Genomic DNA, 19209 nt, shown 5'->3' on the forward strand with positions numbered 1-19209 from the left:
AGCTATTGCCGAGGGAACGGCAGTACGTTTTGGCAGTATCTATTTTTTATCCATGAAAACAGAGGCTTGGCAAAAAGGTGCACTTGCTGTTAAAAGATTACGGCAAACTATTCTCGGACAACCTGTTAACTCCTTTCCCCAACTCTGGACACAGTAGTTCTTCAGGTCTGCATCTGCGGAAAGCGCCGCTGCAATCTCATTCAGGTTGTCATTAAAACTGGTCCAGGCCACTTGTTGTCCTCCTTATGTGAGGGGGGTTATTCCTTTTTTTATGGTGCAGGCGGATTAAGGCGATCAATGACTTCCTGCGCTCTCGTTTTATAGGCATCTGCCCTTGCCTGCTCGCTTTGCCCTGCAGGGATTGTACTTTCAGGGTCTTCAGGCAAGGCCATAGACTGAACAATATTGGCCCGCCTTTCCCAAAGCTCGGCTGCAGCCAGATATTTCTCGGTACGTTTTACATCAAGCTGTATATCAGGGTCTGCACTATCATAAACAGCGACTGTAAGCTTTGCCTTCACCTCACCTGCATTCTCATCGAGAATTTCCTGAAGGTAGAGATCGAAGTCGACTATTTCTGAAATGGCATTGAACATTAAATGTGAAAAACCGAGTTTCTTCACATCATTTGCGCTTGCTTTGGACATATTACTTTTCCTTTCCAAAAAGGTTGAATAAGGATCACTTTGATTGGATGTGGGATGACATTAGCAGTAAAATTTTGAACAAACCATATAGAAAAGTTCAAAATTTTTATTTACGAAAAAAAATATGATGAAAGGCATTTTAATTTGCTTACTGATTCCTCAGGATTTCAAATCAAATTTTTTGAATTTCTAAGGCCTTTAGATAATTGAAGGGGATGTTTCAAAAGATTGGAAAAGATGCTTTTATAATGCAGTAATCAGCGCTTGTGAATGATCTTTCTGACCCACCTTGCGGAAATACCATGTTTTCGGGCCAGTTCATTATAATTTTCACCATTGAAGGCTGATCTGATTCTTTTATTTCGTTCTTCTTTGGAGAGCTTTGTTTCCGATGGAATGTAGACAAGAGAACCGCCAAAGGGATAAATAATCTTTCTAAACGCTTCTTTCCCCTTTTTCTCGCCGAGAATAGCAATGAGAATTAACTCGGCCCTGTCTGCAAATGCATATTTATTTTTGGAAAGATTCTCGCTCATAATTTACCTCGCAGAGAGGTAATCAGAGCTGGAGCCGGCAACAGAAAGACAACACCATCCATTGATGTTAAGAAAATTGCCCCATAAAGTTTTAAAATTTCTTTCCCCACCATTTTTGTTTATTACTCCCTGTTAAAGATATATGCGCATATACTTGATATATTCATCTATATTATTCAGATGACATTTATATCACAGCAATAGACAATTTGTTTGTCCTATTTGACTATTTTTTTAACATATTCTGCTTTTTATCACTTTTTATTGATATTTTAATCATTAAGAGTTGCCCCTTTCAGAGTCATAGTGCTAAAGAAAGGTTATGTTCATTCAGAAAAAAGCAGGAAAAGGAGGGTGGAAAAGAAGACGCGGCAATTCCCTTTGTTAACCTGGAAAGAACAGGGGGATCATGCTTTCCGGCCCAAGGTACTCATTAAAGACAACTTCCCGTCAGAAGTTCAACATACCCCAAATCAGGCCCGTTACAGTAATCTGCAAGCCCGCCATTGATACCGCTATCTATGGCGGGAGAGCCCATTGTCAGAGAATAGTCTGTATAATTGCTGAACAGGGGATCAGTATGGACGGAATCGGCATCAAAACCGGTTTGAGCATACCATGATGGAAAATCAAGGAAGCAGGCGCTTGTATAGCAGCCGAGACTGCTTGATGCGATGAGATGATAAAGATTGTTATTTACCGTTCCATAAGAATTTCCCATAGCATCATTGATGATAATGGTGCCTGTATTGATGGAAGTCCCGATTGCATCTGCCTTATCGCTATAGATGATATTGTTTAAAACTTCCGAATGCGATGCATATTCCAGCGCAATACCTGTTTGGGCATTTATAATCGTATTATTTATGATCCTGCTTTCTTTGGCGTGGAAACGGGGATTACTTTTATCCTTTTCCTGCCCATACTGCGTTGAAGTGCCGAGCTTGATACCGATGTCTGCATTTATAATAAGATTTCTCTTTGCAATACTGCGGTAAGTGGCCCTTTCAAAAAAAATAGCTCTACTTGTATTAGAAACGATGTTTTCAGTGACTGTTGCATATGACGTCCCTCCATCAAGGCTATTAATGTGCGAATCAAACCAGATTCCAAATTTTGAATCTGAAATAATGTTATTTTCAAAGAGGTCGTGGTGGGAACCATTGAGTCCACTGAGCGCTTCACCTAACTCATGGGACCGGCTGGAGCCGTAGGGATGAGGAGTAATCCGCTCTATTACGTTGTCCGATACCCGTATATAGGTGGAGGGCGACAATCCATTGGGAGACCTGGAAACTCTAATACCGGTATAAGAAACATCTGACACGCGGTTAGACATGATCGTCGCCCGGGAATCAACGCTTGCTGAAATTCCGAGTCCAATCCCCCATTCCTTGATATGGGGCCCAAGGTCTGAATCTAAATATTGTCTCGAACCACTAAGCAAACTGATGTCATTATTGGCGATGACGACCTCCTTCATTGTTGAATCACCCTTGACGATAATGCCGTAAGAAGCCTGGCGTTTTGTCACAAAGCCCGAAATATGCAGATACCCCGTATCCGATACGATGGCGGCATTGCGCACAGGCATTTCTATACGGTTTTCAATTAATTCACCAGCAGCAAGGCAGACATAAACAGTATTTTTTATCTCGCTATTATTAATCCAGGCCCATATATTGGGGCGCAGGTTGCTGGTAATGTTGGCCAAAGTCTGCGTATCTTCTTCTGAAAAGGCATTTCCATTATAGTATCTGGCACGCCTGGGCAATAAATCCAGCCTTGTCGTTCCATCAATAAAGAGTTGTGTGGGCGCTCTTTTGATCCCATCCCGGAATATAAGATCAGGGTGGAAATCGGGATTAAAATAGGTCAACCAGAGTCTGCATTCATTGTCAGTTCCTTTTTTCTGAAACCCATAACTCGTCCAGTTTGAAAGCGGTTCAGAACCATCTATAATGGCTTCCCCATTACCTCGCAACACTAAAGGCGCTTTTTCATTACCTCCACGACCATTAAACTTCATAATCTTGACCTGCTCCCTGTAGGTCCCGGCAGCCACATCAATAACATCGCCCGGCCCGGCTTCTTCTACCGCCTTCTTTATCGTTAAAAATGGCAAATCCGGACTAAGACCGTCATTGTCGTCACTGCCTAAAGTAGAAACAAAAATTGTTCCGGCAAGGCAACTCAGGTATTTCCCACACAAAAGAATACCGTCGGAAAAGTCCGACCAGGGCCCCTGCTGTCCGGCGCCATTAATAGCCGCCACCCTTGCAGTTAAAGTTTGCCCCTGGGTACCGCTTACTTTATAGTTCAAAACCTTTCCAAGGACTTCATCGAATATAATTACATCATTTTCATCCCTTACTTCCAATCGATAAGCAGTGATCCCATATACAGGGTCGCTGCCTTCAGTCCAGTTCAACCAAATAGTATCCGACTCGGAGTAGGTTCCCTCATCGAACAAAGTTACAGGCGTCGTGGAATACCTGTCATCGGACCCTGACCCACAAGCAGACAGTATAAGTAAAAACAGAAAAATAAAGACTTGTTTTATTATTTCCCTTTTCTCTCCCATCATCATAGCTCCTTCAGGAACGCATTTTAGACACTGATTTGATTATTGTAGCACATATCAACTATTTAATGATACCCTTAATTGCCTTTTGCCAATTAAGGGGCTACTTTCGAGTGAATAGTGTATCAGGTAAGTTACTATGAGGAAGGACTGCGGCCATTTTGATAGCCATTGTCACAGATGAATAATAAAAAAATGTCACTGCCGCTCTATGCTTCATTCAATGTTTATTTTTGAAGCTTTAGCCAGACCTCTGCCGCAAGCCTTGCATCAGCGAGCGCTCTGTGAAGTTGCACATTATCCGGTATTTTACCGAAAAAGTGTTTATAGACGGTCATTAGCCTGTGATCAGGAAGATGAGGAAGTCCTTTTCTGCTCAGGATAAGAGTGCAGTCGCAGGAAGGATTGAAAGGAATATCCTGCCTGTCAAACTCACTTCTTAGAAAATCCATATCAAAGCGCGCATTATGAGCCACCAGCCTGCAGCCTTCCATAAATCGGGCCAGTTCAGGATAGACTTCTTCAGGAGACGGCTCCCCTGCCAGCATCTCTTCAGTAATTCCATGAACAGCCAGGGCAGAAGCGCTGACAGGCTTACCGGCGCTGACAAGGCTATGAAAGGTTCGACTGAGCCTGCCCTCTTCAATAATAACGGCTCCCACTTCGATTACCCTGTGCCCTTTCCTGACTGAAAGGCCTGTCGTCTCTACGTCGACGGCGCAGATACGGTTCATAGTCAATACCTCATTTTACATTATATTCATTCTTTTCGCGCAAAGACGTTTATGCCCTTTGGGTGCAGAGAGCGCAAAGGTGATGATTTCTTAAATACCCAAGTTTCGCAGCTTGCTTCGTGGCTACCCCCCCTTAATCCCCCCCTTGCCAAGGGGGGGAAATGGGGGGGGTGATCTGTAAATATGTTATCCTTGATTCTACTTGTTTCTTTGCACACCTTTGCATCTTTGCGCGAAAAAAAGTTACCTGCCTTCAGCTTCCTTCGCCTCTTCCCAGAGCCTCTCCATCTCCTCCAGGCTTGCATCACGAATATCGAGGCCTCCTCTTTCGAGTCCTTCTTCAATATAGTTAAAGCGGCTCACAAACTTCCTCACCGTCTTTTTAAGGGCCTCCTCGGGATTAACTTCAAGGAATCTGGAAATGTTGACGAGGGCAAAAATGACATCACCCAGTTCGTCTTCCACTTTGGCAATATCTTTGGATGCAAGGGCTTCCTCAAACTCTCCCAGTTCCTCTTCCAGTTTTTTGAAAACCTCATCAATGTGGCTCCAGTCAAAACCCACCCTGGCCGCCTTTTCCGCAATCCTGTGGGCCCTTAGCAAGGCAGGCATATGACAGGGAACGCCTTCTAAAACAGATTTTTTGCCCTTCTCTTTCTTTTCATCGATCTTGATGGAGGCCCAGCTTTTAACGACCTCTTCCGACGTATTACTCGTCTCCTCTCCGAAAACATGAGGATGACGTCTCACCAGCTTTTCCGAAATGGCGGCAATTACATCATCAATCTTGAAATCCCCCGCCTCGTCAGAAAGCTCCGACAGAAAAACGACCTGTAATAAGAGGTCACCCAACTCTTCCTTAAGCTCTGAAATATCACCTTCATCGATTGCCTCAACCACTTCGTAGGCCTCTTCAATAACGTATGGCTTAAGGCTTTCCTTACTCTGTTCCCTGTCCCAGGGGCAACCATCGGGACCTCTTAACCGTTTCATAATTTTAACAAGGCCCTCAAAGCCTTTGAATTCTTCCGTCATAGATTAAGCTCCTAAATTTTCAATATTTTAATTAGACACTGATCCCGTATCACAAGGGACGGGATAAATTTTCACAGATTGATTATGATTTAAAATGATTAAGCAATATTGTAACTATTCAGCAACCCTATTTCCCCCGCTTTAGAAAAGGGGGGCAAGGGGCATAGCTGTCAGGCTAAGGCCTAATGCTATAAATATAGGCATTTTATTTGTTCTTTTTATAAATATTGAGCTGCCAGGGTTTAAAACCCTGAATTTTAAAAAAACGTTAAACAACCACCCCTTAATCCCCTCCTTATCAAGGAGGGGAGATGTGATTATTTGTAGGGGGATTTGATAATATTCAATTCTTAACGTTAAAATCCCCCTCATTCCCCCTTTTTCAAAGGGGGAGGCATTATTATGCGTCCAATATCTCTTTTATGATTTCCAAATAAAAAGGCCACTTTCCAGTGGCCTCTATCTTATCGAATTAAGTGTTTCTCAACTCAGTCGAGCCTGTAATTGGGCGCTTCTTTTGTAATGGTCACGTCATGAACATGGCTCTCTTTCAATCCCGCCTGCGAAATTCGGACAAAGGAAGCCTTTTTCCTCAACGCTTCAATATCCTTGCATCCTGTATAACCCATTCCGGCTCTGAGTCCACCGATTAGCTGGTGGATAGTTGAAGACATAGGCCCTCTGTAGGGCACTCTTCCTTCAATCCCTTCGGGAACAAGCTTGATATCGCTATCGACTTCATCCTGGAAATAACGGTCTTTGCTTCCCGCTTTCATGGCGCCTACAGACCCCATTCCCCGGTAAACTTTGTAACTTCTCCCCTGCAGTAACACCGTTTCACCGGGACTTTCATCCGTTCCGGCAAAAAGACTGCCTATCATAACAAGATTGGCCCCACCTGCAATGGCCTTGGCAATATCACCTGAAAATTTGATACCACCATCGGCAATAACAGGGATACCTTCCTTTTCAGCAACGCTGACACAATCCATAATGGCCGTTAACTGGGGTACGCCAACACCGGCCACAATTCTTGTTGTACAGATGGAGCCCGGCCCGATTCCAACCTTGATAGCGTCGGCGCCTGCCTTAATGAGGTCCATAGCCGCTTCAGCAGTCGCAATATTGCCTGCAATCAGGTTGCAATCAGGGAAATTAAGCTTAATCTCCTTTACAGACTCAATGACGCCCTTCGAATGTCCATGGGCCGTATCGACGGCTATTACGTCAGCCCCCGCTTTTAGGAGCGCCTCTACCCTTTCATCCCTGTCGTCACCAACACCAACGGCAGCCCCCACTCTCAGCCTGCCAAAGGAATCCTTGCAGGCATTAGGATACTTAATGCTTTTTTCTATGTCTTTAATGGTGATAAGACCTCTTAAGCGGTAGCCGTCATCGACAACAAGCAGCTTTTCAATCCTGTGCTTATGGAGAATGGCTTTGGATTCTTCAAGGGTCGTTCCCTCGGGAACCGTTACGAGCCCCTCTTTGGTCATTACATCGGATACTTTCTGGTAGAGGTTTTTCTCGAACCTTAAATCCCTGTTAGTCAAAATACCGACGAGCTTTCCCTTATCAGTAACGGGAATCCCCGATATTTTGTACTTCTTCATAATATCGAGCGCTTCATAAATATGCTGCGAAGGCCCTATGGTAATAGGATCGACAATCATGCCGCTTTCCGATTTCTTTACCTTATCCACTTCCTGGGCATGTTCTTCAATGCTCAGGTTTTTATGAATGATACCCAGTCCCCCCTCCTGGGCAACGGCAATAGCAGCCGATGCCTCAGTAACGGAATCCATTGCGGCGCTGATAATGGGAATGTTAAGTTTTATTTTTTTGGTAAGAAAAGTAGATGTATCGGCATCCTTTGGCAGCACGTCCGATTTAGCCGGCTGGAGAAGAACGTCATCAAAAGTCAAACCAGTTCTCATACTGTCGTCGCTCATAAAAAATTACTGTGCCCTCTCATTAATTTATGTAAAAAAAGGGACACTTCTCAGTCGAGAAGTTCCCTTATTTCCTGAAGCCCTTTTTTGACTGCAAAAAGTTCTTCCTCAAAATTTTGCTTACTTTTTACAGTCTCTTCATTGTCTCTGCTGTCAACCTTCTTCTTTGCCCCGGCAATGGTGTAGTTTTCCTGGTAAAGAAGTTTTTTGATGTATATGATAGTCTCTATGTCGTTTCTCGTATAAAGTCTCTGATTTCCACTGTCTTTACGGGGAGAAAGGGCCCTGAACTCAGATTCCCAAAACCGCAGCACATGAGGCTCAAGGCCTGTAATTTTGCTTACCTCGCCAATTTTAAAGTATTTCTTTTCCGGAATGGGTAAAGTAATCTGCAATGCTTTCCCGTACCAACGAATTTAGAATTAATCACACAGCGCCTTGCTATACAAAACAGGCTTCAATCGCTGAAAAACACCTATTGCGGCGGCTGAGTTAAAGTAATTCCTTAAAAAAAGTCAGGAATTAATGAGGTCCTTGAGAACGTTGCTCGGCTTAAAAGTAATAACCTTCCTGGCAGAAATTTCAATCTCTTCACCTGTCTGAGGATTTCTGCCTCTGCGCGTCTTTTTCTGCCTTACCATAAAGTTTCCGAAACCGGAAACCTTTACGTTTTCACCCTCTTCCAGTGTTTCTTTTATGATATCAAAAATGGATTGAACTACCTTTGCCGTCTCTTTTTTCGAGATACCTACTTTTTCATATGTATTCTCAATGATGTCAGCCTTTGTCATTTAAATACCTCCTTTTACATTTAACTAAGGTTAATTGATTATGACAAAACATCTAAACTCCTGAATAAGTTTCAAATCAAACTACCTGACCGTCGCTCCAACCTTTTCCACCACTGCAGAAAGGATTGATTGATGAAGTCCGTTTACCTCTTCATCGGTAAGCGTCCCTTCAAGGGAGCGGTATCTAATGCGGATACCGAGACTCTTCTTTCCCTCTTCTATACCCTTGCCTTCATACCGGTCAAATGCCTCTACCTTTTCAACGAAGGGCGTCTTGAGGGCATTAATATGCCCCAATATTTCATGAAGCGTAATCCCTTTTCCTACGAGGAGGGCCATATCCCTCTCGACAAAAGGATAGGTCGCAATATCAGCAAATGCTATTTTATTTGATATACCGGGGCTTAACAGTTGTTCAAGATCCACATCAAACAGATAGACAGGCTGCGTAATTTCATAGCCTTCTCTCACATCCGGATGAACCTCGCCAATAAATCCTATTTCTGTGCCGCCGGAAGAAATCTCTGCGCCCTTTCCCGGATGTAAGTAGCTAATATGAGAACAGTTGTTAAAAGTATATTCCTTGATATTGAGTAAATCAAGAAGATTTTCCACAATACCTTTAAGATAAAAGATATCTTTTTCCTCTTTCCACAATAAAGGCTCTTTCGAACCCGTAATGAGGGCCGTCAATCTGTAACCTTCCTCCGGCCCTTTTTCTTCATCCAGAAACACTTTGCCTGATTCAAAAAGCTGAAGATCCCTGTTTTGCTTTTTTATATTGAAAGCGAGCCTCTTTAGCAATCCTGCAATAAGCGTCGATTTCATAAGTGATAAATCTTCAGAGATGGGATTGAGAAGTTTAATTCGCTTTCTTAAGGGATCCTTTTCTGCCAGGGCCAGCTTATCCATCTCCATTGGCGCTTCAAATGAATAGTTGACAACTTCATTAAAACCGGAATCAGCCATGAAGCGCTTTACAGGATAAATACCTGACCTCCAGCTGCCTGCTGATCTTTCCGGGATGGAACCTGAGAGCGGTTCCACAGGAATGGCGGCATATCCCTTGAGCCTGGCCACCTCCTCAACAAGGTCGATCTCTCTCTCAATATCTACCCTGTACGAGGGAGGAACAATCCTGTAACTGTCACCGTTACCGGAAACATCCATATTAAGGGCCTTTAAGCAGGCGAGCGATTCTTCGGCAGAAATATCCATGCCGAGAAGCTTACTGCAACGGCCCGGCCTGAAGAGAATCTCTTTCTTTTCATAGGGACGGGGATAATTGTCGATAGCGCCACTTAAAATTTCACCTCCCGAGAGTTCGGCCATGAGCATAGCTGCCCTGTCAATGGCATTAAGAACGCCCTCCACATCAGTCCCTCTTTCAAAGCGATGCGATGACTCACTGTGCAACCCTGTTTTACGAACACTTTTTCTTACTGCCGAGGTATGAAAATGGGCGCTTTCCAATAATATTGTCGTCGAGCTATCGCTGACGGAAGATCCCAGTCCTCCCATAACGCCTGCCAGAGCAAGCGGTTTTTTACCGTCACAAATTAGAAGTTCTTCATTATCAAGAATTCTCTCTACTTCATCGAGTGTAACCAGTTTTTCCCCTTTTTTGGCCTTTCTTACAATGATCTCCCCCTCCTCTACCCTGGCAAGATCAAAGGCATGAAGCGGCTGGCCCAGTTCCAGCATAACAAAGTTTGTTACATCGACTGCGTTGTTAATAGGCCTCACACCGGCCTCTTCCAACCTTTTTCTAAGCCATAACGGTGATTTGCCGATTTTCACACCTTTTAATACCCTGGCTGAATAGCGGCTGCAAAGATCGGGCGCTTCAATCCTTACCGACACATGAGAGCTGCACTTTTCTTTTGATTCTCTAAAGGAAATTTCCGGTAAGTGAGCCTTCCTGCCTGTCAGGGCTGAAAGCTCTCTGGCAAATCCAATGAGGCTGAGACAATCTGAACGGTTCGGTGTAAGGCCGATTTCAAAGATGGAATTATTGCAAAGAGAATGACCCTCTCCTTTTGGACCTCCACCGGCATTGATATTCACCTTTGGATTAAGCTTAGAAATAACCTCTTCCATATCTCTGCCTGGCTTGGTATCATCGGGGAGAATCATAACGGCAGAGCCGTCCTCGGAAAGTCCCAACTCCTTTTCAGAACAAAACATGCCTGAAGAGTTGAGCCCCCGCACCTTTGCTTCCCTTATTACCCTGCCATCAGGAAGTTTACATCCGGGCAGTGCAAGAGGAACCATGTCTCCTTCCCTGACAGAAGGATCACCACAAACAATGGCGTACTCCTCCTTGCCTGTTTCAGCCGTACAGGTAAGCAGCTTTTCACTGTCAGGGTGCTTCTTAATCTTACCGACCCTGGCAGCAACAACACCCTTTACATTGATAGACTGATAATCGATACCCTCGACCTCAAGTCCGGCCCCGGTGAGCAATTCAGCTACCTGCACAGGGTCGAGGTCTACTTCGATGTAATCATTCAACCATTCAAGACTGATTTTCATATTATTTCTATATTGAAATTATTATTGACTAGAATTGATTCAGGAAACGAACGTCATTTTCAAAAAACATTCTTAAATCCTTGATGCCGTATTTAAGCATGGCAATACGTTCCACACCCATACCAAAAGCAAACCCTGTATATAGATCAGGATCATAACCAACGGCTTTAAACACCTCCGGATCGATCATTCCAGCACCCAGAATTTCGAGCCAGCCCGTCTCCTTGCAAACCCTGCAACCGTCGCCACGACAAATAACACACTCAATGTCGACCTCAGCGCTGGGTTCGGTAAAAGGAAAGAAACTGGGCCGAAATCTCAGGTTGACATGGCTGCCGAACATTTTATGAACGAAGGCCGTTAGCAGTCCCTTCAATTGAGCAAAGGACACGTTTTTATCGACAACAAAACCCTCAACCTGGTGAAACATGGGCGTATGAGTAACGTCTGAGTCACACCGGTAGACCGTGCCGGGAGCAATAATCCTCATGGGAGGCTCATATTTCTCCATGGTCCTTATCTGTACGGGTGATGTATGGGTCCTTAAAAGCAGGTCTTCCGAAACATAAAAAGTATCCTGCATTTCTCTTGCGGGGTGGTCTTTGGGAATATTAAGGGCTTCGAAATTGTAGTAATCCGTCTCTATGTCGGGACCTTCCTCTACAGTAAAACCCAGAGGAATAAGAGCGGCACAGATCTCTTCCAGTATGGTCGTTACAGGATGAAGAGAACCGACGGAAACTCTCCTGCCCGGAAGTGTCAGGTCAACACCTTCCGACTGAATCTTTTTCTCTGTTGCAGCCCGGGAAATGTGGGCAAACTTTTGAGATAAAACTTCTTCAATTTCTGCTTTTATCTCGTTTGCCCGTTTTCCGAGTTGAGGACGCTCTTTGGCGTCCAGTGAGCCTACCTTTTTCAGGATATGGCTGATTTTCCCTTTTTTACCGAGATAGCCAACCCTGATTTTTTCCAGGCCCTCTTCCGAACGGGAACCTTCGATTGCTTCTTCCGCCTCTGCTTTAAAAGCATCAAGACTGTCTAGGAGCTCACCAAGCATAGGGAATCAGGCTTTGAGAGCACCTTTGGCTACGTCTGAAACAGCCGTAAAGCCTTTGGGATCTGAAACAGCCATCTCTGCCAGAATTTTCCTATCGAGAGATACGGCCGCTTTTTTCAGTCCATTTATAAGCCTGCTGTATGAAATACCATTCATCCTGGCTGCCGCATTAATCCTGGCAATCCAGAGCTTTCTGAAGTCCCTTTTCTTAAGTTTTCTTCCTGTATATGCATAGGAGAGCGCCTTGTCAACAGCTTCTGTTGCTGTCCTGAAAAGCTTGCTCCTTGCCCCCCTGTAACCCTTGGCGAGTTTAAGTACCTTGTTTCTTCTTCTTCTGGCCTTAACACCTCTTTTAGTTCTTGCCATTTTTTAACGTGCTCCTTCTTTACTAATTGATATTGTTCCGGCGATTAGACTTTTTTTATTAAACAAATCGTAAAAATTTCTTACGCGTAAGGTATCAACCTGGAAATGGATTTTTTATCGCTCTCTGCAACAAGTCCATCATGTCCAAGCTGTCTTTTCCTTTTTTGTGCCTTTTTGGTAAGAATGTGATTGGTATTGGCCTTTTGTCTTTTGATCTTGCCTGTACCGGTCACTTTGAATCTCTTGGCTGTTCCTCTGTTCGTCTTCATTTTCGGCATTGCTTCTTTCCTCCAGCGTTAAATTACTTGTTATTACTCGTCTTTTTGGGCGCAAGGATCATGAACATGTTACGTCCTTCAACCTTGGGAAGGAATTCCACAACGGCATCCTCTTTCACCTCTTCGGAAACCCTGCTCAGTATCTGTCTCCCCTTATCCATATAGGCCATCTCTCTCCCCCTGAAGATGACACTTATTTTGACCTTATTACCTTCAGCCAGAAACTGCTTGGCATGTTTTAACTTAAATTTGTAATCGTGTTCATCAATCTTTGGTCTGATTTTTATTTCTTTCAATATAACAACGGCTTGTTTTTTCTTCGCTTCATGAGCTTTTTTGCTCATTTCATACTTGTACTTGCCGTAGTCCATTATCTTACAGACAGGCGGGTCGGCCCCCGGCGCAATCTCAACCAGATCAAGTCCCCGGTCTTTGGCTTGTTCAAGCGCCTTATCAACAGAAATTATGCCAAGCTGGTTACCTTCATCATCAATTGCTCTGACCTCCCTGGCCCTGATGTCTTCGTTAACTCTTACCTTGTCCTTATTGTCTGCTGCTCTTCCTCGTTTAATTATGGCCTGCCTCCTGTTTTAAATTAATGTTTTAAATACTAATATTGCATTCTTTTTTCAGCAAATCAACAAAAGATTGGGGAGTCATAGCACTTAGCGACTCACCTGACCTCGATCTTGGCGAAATAGTGCCCCCTTCAACCTCTTTATCGCCGATAACGATCATATATGGAATCTTCTGCAGTTGGGCTTCCCTGATCTTGAAGCCGAGCTTTTCATTCCTGTAATCACCTTCCACCCTCATGCCTTCGCTTCTCAGTTTTTCCTCAACCTCTTTGGCATAATCCATTTGCTTGTCCGTAATATTAATTATCACTGCCTGAACAGGTGCAAGCCAGGTTGGAAAAGCGCCGGCAAAGTGCTCCGTCAATATACCGATAAATCTTTCAATAGATCCGAGAATGACCCTGTGGATCATAACAGGCCTGTGCTTCTCACCATCCTTACCGATATAGGAGAGATCAAATCTCTCGGGGAGGGTAAAATCACACTGGATTGTTGCACATTGCCATTCTCTTTCAAGACAATCCCGAAGCTTAACATCTATCTTGGGGCCGTAAAAAGCGCCGTCACCTTCATTAAGATCATATTCGAGGCCCAGATCGTCGAGGGTTTTCATGAGCGCCCCTGTGGCCCTCTCCCAGTCTTCATCTGAACCGATCGATTTTTCAGGCCGTGTACTTACCTCCATCTTGTATGGAAAGCCGAAAATATCCATGATATGGCTTATAAATTCGATAACACCTCTGATCTCATCATTGAGCTGTTCGGGTGTACAGAGAAGATGGGCGTCATCCTGGGTAAAACCCCGAACCCTCAAAAGACCGTGCAGCACACCTGACTTTTCGTGGCGATGTACGGTACCGAGTTCAAAATACCTGAGAGGAAGATCCCTGTAACTCCTCACCCTGGAGGCATAAATAATCATATGAGCCAGGCAATTCATGGGCTTTACGCCGTAACCTATACCCTCAACATCGGTAAAATACATATTTTCCCGATAGTTTTCATAGTGGCCCGACTTCTTCCAGAGATCTGTTCTTAGTAACTGCGGCCCCTGAACAATATGATAGCCACGTTTGATATGTTCTTTGCGCTCAAACTCTTCAAGCAGATATTTAAGCATGGCCCCCTTGGGATGATAAATAACCATTCCGGCGCCTGCTTCTTCGTTTATTTCAAAGAGATCCAGGTCTTTGCCGACACGTCTGTGGTCTCTCTTTTTTGCCTCTTCCAGCCTGTTCAGGTAGGCTTTAAGCTCTTTTTCCGTAGAGAAAGCCGTGGCATAAATCCTCTGAAGCATGGGTTTGCTTTCATCACCCCTCCAGTAGGCGCCTGCCACGCTGAGAAGTTTAAATACGCCCGCCTTTCCTGTCGACGGAAGGTGCGGCCCCCTGCAAAGATCAACCCACTCACCCTGCCTGTAGAGAGAAACCTTATCATCGGCAACGGAATTAATGAGTTCAACCTTATAGGATTCTCCCATTTTCTCAAAGAGCCTGACCGCCTCATCCTTTGAGACAATTTCCCTCTCTATGGGAAGATCTCTTTTAACGATCTGAGCCATTTTCGCTTCGATCTTTTCAAAATCTTCCGGCGTAAACTGACCGTCAAAATCAAAATCGTAATAAAACCCGTTATCGATAACCGGTCCTATAGTCACATGAGCATCGCCATAGAGCTCCTGAACGGCCTGGGCCATAATGTGAGAAGAAGAATGACGGTATATTTCAAGGCCTTCCTCACTCTTGACGGTAATAATCTCAATGGAAGCATCTTCTTCGATGGCCGTCGAAAGATCGACGAGATCACCGTTAAGCTTTCCCGCTATAGCATCTTTACCCAGCCTGTTCCCTATTGAGTAAGCAAATTCACCAACAGTAGAGCCTTTTGCGGCTTCTCTCGATGAACCATCGGGTAATGTAAGATTTACTGATTCCAAAACTTTTACTTCCAAAACTTAACTAAAAACTCCAAAAAGAGAATGTAAAAAAGAGGCATCGCATGGCATTTGCACGATGCCCCTTTGTGTCGTATAAATCTTAAATTGACGGTTGATACGACACCAGATTCATGGTAGGCGCGGGCGGTTTCGAACCGCCGACCTCTACCGTGTCAGGGTAGCGCTCTCCCCCTGAGCTACGCGCCTTCAAATCCTTTATTTTCTTCTATTTACCTTTGTCAAATAAACGAAAAGCCTCAAACGCTTTCACCTTCATAAACCAAAGCAAGGCAAAAGTGATTCAGGCAATGGCTGATTGTAACACAACCCGCGATTCTGTCAAGGAAAATTATCATTTTTTACAGCAATTTAAAGGGAAAAATGTCTATATTGATAGAGATTAATAATTATTTCCTCCGCCCACCACTGCCGCCGCGTCCCCGGTAGCCTCCCTTGCCGTAGCCACCTCCTCCGGGCCTTTTGTTTCCACCATATCTCTTCTGACCCCCGTATTGCTTCCGGCCGCCATACTGTGATTTAAACCTGTGCATCATTTTCTCAACGGCGCCACTGCTGAAACCTATCCTGTTGGGCCCCGCCACCTTCTGGTCATCAAGAAGCAGGGAAAGGGCCTTGCAAGCGAGACTGGTTACATCCATCTCTCCAGAGAGGCCTTGAACCATATCCAGAATCTCATCATCAAAATCCCTGTCTTTAAGCCTGGCAAAGAGATCATCCATATAATTCTGTTTGACTTCATGAATAGAGGGAACCTCCCTGTACTTGATAGGGGCGCCGGAAACCTTCATGATGCGACTAAGTTCCTTAAATTCCAGCGGCGTCACAAGCGTTATGGCCACCCCTTTTTTACCTGCACGCCCAGTACGTCCTATGCGATGAATGTAGCTCTCAGGATTAAAGGGTATGTGATAGTTAAAGACATGAGTAACGTCAGTAATGTCAAGTCCCCTGGCGGCAACGTCTGTGGCAACAAGCATATCGGACTGACCTTTCTTGAAACTGGCTATCGTTTCGTTACGCTGGCGCTGCTCCATATCACCGTGCAGGGCACGGGCTGAATAGCCGCGGGAAACGAGAACGGTGGAAAGATTGTCAGCCTCCCTCTTGGTCCGGCAAAATACAATGGACTTGCCCGGTGACTCCGTATCAATAAGACGAACCATGGCCTCTTCACGCTCACGCTCTTCAATAACGTAATAATGCTGGGCAATATCGACGTTTGTCGTTACCTCTTTAGGCGTTACATCGATAGAAACAGGAGTTTTGAGAATCTTATTGGCCAGCTTTCTAATGGCCGGCGGCATGGTTGCCGAGAAAAGAAGGGTCTGCCTCTCTTCGGGGAGAAACTTGAATATTGCCTCGATATCTTCCAAAAACCCCATATCGAGCATTTCATCGGCTTCATCGAGAACGACGACGGAAGGTGCAAAATTTCTGAATCTCTTTGACCTTAAGTGATCGAGCAATCTTCCCGGTGTAGCCGTTACGACATTTGCCCCCCTCTGGATCATTTCCACCTGTCTCGATATGGATTGCCCACCATATACGGCAACGGTCTTCACCCCTGCATAGCGGCCCAGCCTGAACATCTCTTCACTCACCTGAGAAGCGAGCTCTCTTGTAGGTGCAATAATGAGAATCTCAACACCGCGCCCTCCCTTAATATTGTTCATAGAAGGAAGACCAAAGGCCGCTGTTTTGCCCGTTCCTGTCTGGGCCCGGGCAATGACATCACTCCCCTTCATAACAATAGGAATAGCCTGCTCCTGAATAGGGCTTGGCATCCTGAAACCGGCCTCCCTCACTCCTTTGGCTATATCCTTTTTAAAACCGAATGTATCAAAATTCACCTGTACATCATTATTATCAGTTGTCATTATTCCTCTGTATTTAAATTAATTTTTATAGAATGCCGCAAGGGAAAAGAATCTGCCACAGGGACAAATCCCAACCATATAACGACCCCATATTGAATGGGTAACCACTTTTCTTTTAACCTGGAAACAGCTGTTGAACATGGTTTCCAGATTTATGGACGAAGTGGCATTTTTTCCCGGAAAAGGCCTGAAGAAACTTCTTTCAGATTGAGCAGAAATTGATTGCAGAAATGAAGGAAAGTTTAAACCACTTTGTCTCTATATAAAACTACGCCCTGCCTGCATTGCAGGCAGGGAAATCACTCGAACATCACTCCTTGTTACGAGGCCTCTTATTGGCCTGAAGGACTTTCTTTCTTAGCCTCATCGAATTGGGTGTTATCTCCAGAAGTTCATCTTCCTTAATAAAATCGATGGCCTCCTCAAGGCTAAGAAGTTTTGGAGGAATGAGTTGCAGTGACTCGTCAGAACCGGATGCTCGCATATTGGTGAGTTTCTTTTCCTTAATAACATTAACGTCAAGATCATTATCCCTGGAATTTTCACCAATAATCATTCCCTCATAAACCTCGGTCCCTTCTTTGACGAAAAGGATACCTCTCGGCTGGAGGTGAAAAAGAGCATACATGGTCGTTTTACCGGGACGGTCTGCAACGAGAGTACCGGTATTTCTTTTTGTCATAGGTCCATGCCACGGTTTATAGCCGTCAAAAAGATGATTCATGAGTCCTGTTCCTCTTGTATCTGTCAGAAACTGGGATCTGAAAGCGATGAGCCCCCGTGAAGGGATGCTGAATTCGAGGCTCACCCTGCCATGACCACCGTTTTGCATATTGCGCATCTTACCCTTTCTCTCACCGGCAAGCTGTGTTACGGCGCCTACGTACTCTTCGGGAACATCAATAACCAGCAATTCCATGGGCTCATGAAGAGTACCGTTAATCTCTTTGGTAATGGTCTCAGGCATAGCAACAGAGAGTTCATAACCCTCTCTCCTCATCATCTCGATGAGAATGGCAAGTTGCAGTTCTCCCCTCCCCATGACTTTAAAAGAATCGGTACCGTCGAAATCAACTTTAATGGAAACATTGTAGAGAAGTTCCTTCTCCAGTCTGTCCCTTAAGTTTCTCGACGTGACCAGTTTTCCGTCCCTGCCTGATAAGGGGGATGTATTAATGGAAAAAACCATGGAAATCGTCGGCTCATCAACCTGGATCCGAGGCAAAGGTAAAGGCTTTTCAATATCCGTAACGGTATCACCGATATTAATTCCCTCGATACCTGCAAGAAGAACAATATCACCGGCCGACGCTTTCTTCACTTCCTTACGGCCAAGACCATGGAATTTGTAGAGTGAGGTGATCTTTTTTCTCTCCGGTTCACCACCACTCCCTATAAGAGCCACATTATCTCCAACGGAAACAGTACCGGAGAATATCCTTCCAATAGCAAGTCTCCCTAGAAAGTCATCGTAATCAATGTTCGTAATAAGAAGTTGAGCTATTCCGTCCACCTCGCCCGTAGGTCCCGGAATAGTTTTAAGTATAAGATCAAAGAGGGGCCTTAAATCGGCAGACTCTTCTTCAAGTTCGTTTTTGGCAATACCATCCCTGGCAATGGTATAAATGATGGGAAACTCAAGCTGATCCTCATCTGCATCGAGGTCGATAAACATATCATAAACTTCGTTGAGTACTTCCTGTATCCTCGAATCAGGCCTGTCAATCTTGTTAACAACGAGGATGGGTACCAATTTCAGTTCGAGCGCCTTTTTGAGTACAAAACGTGTCTGCGGCAAGGGGCCCTCTGAAGCATCGACGAGGAGCAGCACGCCATCGACCATTTTGAGGGTTCTCTCTACCTCACCACCGAAGTCAGCATGGCCCGGCGTATCAACGATGTTGATAGTAGTACCTTCATAATCAATGGCCGTACTCTTGGCAGCGATAGTAATACCACGTTCTTTTTCAAGATCAATATTATCCATCACCCTTTCATCGACTTTTTCGTTGGCCCTGAAGGTGCCGGCCTGCTTAAGCATGGCATCGACAAGAGTTGTTTTACCATGGTCAACATGGGCTACAATCGCTATATTTCTAAGATCTTCGCGTATCATAAACATTCCTGAATTTAAGTATTTTAATTTGAGAAAATGAACTGTAAGGTTTTGCAGATGGGGAGGAATAAATCTCTTCGAAAGAAAATACCGCCTTGAATCCTTCTTTAAAACACTACTAAAAAAGGGAATTATAACATAATCAAACAAAATTAGACACAAGAAA

The 19209-nt window shown here is 44.5% G+C and carries 17 protein-coding genes and 1 tRNA gene; all 18 read right to left on the reverse strand.

The genetic code is table 11. The features are described 5' to 3' along the window. Positions 1 to 269: 269 nt before the first annotated feature. Entirely contained in the window at positions 270 to 647 is a 378-nt protein-coding gene (locus OEV42_05180) for a hypothetical protein (protein MDH3973654.1), read from the reverse strand. A 257-nt stretch (positions 648 to 904) separates the two neighbouring features. Continuing rightward, positions 905 to 1183, reverse strand: a complete 279-nt coding sequence (locus tag OEV42_05185) for a hypothetical protein (protein MDH3973655.1) — start codon at positions 1181 to 1183, stop codon at positions 905 to 907. A 433-nt stretch (positions 1184 to 1616) separates the two neighbouring features. After that, positions 1617 to 3773, reverse strand: a complete 2157-nt coding sequence (locus tag OEV42_05190) for a right-handed parallel beta-helix repeat-containing protein (GenBank protein MDH3973656.1) — start codon at positions 3771 to 3773, stop codon at positions 1617 to 1619. Between the two features lie 221 nt (positions 3774 to 3994). Next, entirely contained in the window at positions 3995 to 4501 is a 507-nt protein-coding gene (locus tag OEV42_05195; protein MDH3973657.1) for a 3'-5' exonuclease, read from the reverse strand. A gap of 243 nt (positions 4502 to 4744) precedes the next feature. Next, complete coding sequence (gene mazG, locus OEV42_05200) at positions 4745 to 5536, reverse strand: nucleoside triphosphate pyrophosphohydrolase (protein ID MDH3973658.1); 792 nt, start codon at positions 5534 to 5536, stop codon at positions 4745 to 4747. 141 nt (positions 5537 to 5677) lie between these two features. Then, a complete protein-coding gene (locus OEV42_05205) occupies positions 5678 to 5908 on the reverse strand; it encodes a hypothetical protein (protein MDH3973659.1) in 231 nt (76 codons plus the stop codon). Between the two features lie 116 nt (positions 5909 to 6024). Next, a complete protein-coding gene (guaB, locus tag OEV42_05210; protein MDH3973660.1) occupies positions 6025 to 7488 on the reverse strand; it encodes an IMP dehydrogenase in 1464 nt (487 codons plus the stop codon). Positions 7489 to 7538: 50 nt separating this feature from the next. Beyond that, on the reverse strand, positions 7539 to 7883 hold the full coding sequence (locus OEV42_05215; protein ID MDH3973661.1) for a MerR family transcriptional regulator: 345 nt from the start codon (positions 7881 to 7883) through the stop codon (positions 7539 to 7541). Positions 7884 to 8003: 120 nt separating this feature from the next. Then, positions 8004 to 8279, reverse strand: a complete 276-nt coding sequence (locus OEV42_05220; GenBank protein MDH3973662.1) for an integration host factor subunit alpha — start codon at positions 8277 to 8279, stop codon at positions 8004 to 8006. An 81-nt stretch (positions 8280 to 8360) separates the two neighbouring features. Next, positions 8361 to 10814, reverse strand: coding sequence for a phenylalanine--tRNA ligase subunit beta (gene pheT / locus OEV42_05225; GenBank protein ID MDH3973663.1), 2454 nt, complete (start codon positions 10812 to 10814; stop codon positions 8361 to 8363). A gap of 28 nt (positions 10815 to 10842) precedes the next feature. Next, complete coding sequence (gene pheS / locus OEV42_05230) at positions 10843 to 11871, reverse strand: phenylalanine--tRNA ligase subunit alpha (protein MDH3973664.1); 1029 nt, start codon at positions 11869 to 11871, stop codon at positions 10843 to 10845. Positions 11872 to 11877: 6 nt separating this feature from the next. Then, entirely contained in the window at positions 11878 to 12237 is a 360-nt protein-coding gene (rplT, locus tag OEV42_05235) for a 50S ribosomal protein L20 (GenBank protein MDH3973665.1), read from the reverse strand. An 80-nt stretch (positions 12238 to 12317) separates the two neighbouring features. Beyond that, the gene (gene rpmI, locus OEV42_05240; GenBank protein ID MDH3973666.1) at positions 12318 to 12515 is read right to left on the reverse strand and encodes a 50S ribosomal protein L35; all 198 of its coding nucleotides are present in this window, start codon (positions 12513 to 12515) and stop codon (positions 12318 to 12320) included. Positions 12516 to 12538: 23 nt separating this feature from the next. Continuing rightward, positions 12539 to 13087, reverse strand: a complete 549-nt coding sequence (infC, locus tag OEV42_05245) for a translation initiation factor IF-3 (GenBank protein MDH3973667.1) — start codon at positions 13085 to 13087, stop codon at positions 12539 to 12541. 31 nt (positions 13088 to 13118) lie between these two features. Then, positions 13119 to 15029, reverse strand: a complete 1911-nt coding sequence (gene thrS, locus OEV42_05250; protein MDH3973668.1) for a threonine--tRNA ligase — start codon at positions 15027 to 15029, stop codon at positions 13119 to 13121. 132 nt (positions 15030 to 15161) lie between these two features. Next, positions 15162 to 15236 (reverse strand) — tRNA-Val (locus tag OEV42_05255). A gap of 200 nt (positions 15237 to 15436) precedes the next feature. After that, positions 15437 to 16927 (reverse strand): DEAD/DEAH box helicase, encoded by a 1491-nt coding sequence (locus OEV42_05260; protein MDH3973669.1) that lies wholly within the window; start codon positions 16925 to 16927, stop codon positions 15437 to 15439. Between the two features lie 310 nt (positions 16928 to 17237). Beyond that, positions 17238 to 19043, reverse strand: a complete 1806-nt coding sequence (typA, locus tag OEV42_05265; GenBank protein MDH3973670.1) for a translational GTPase TypA — start codon at positions 19041 to 19043, stop codon at positions 17238 to 17240. Between the last annotated feature and the right edge of the window lie 166 nt (positions 19044 to 19209).

Source organism: Deltaproteobacteria bacterium (assembly GCA_029860075.1).
In the GTDB taxonomy this organism is placed as follows: Bacteria; Desulfobacterota; JADFVX01; order JADFVX01; family JADFVX01; genus JAOUBX01.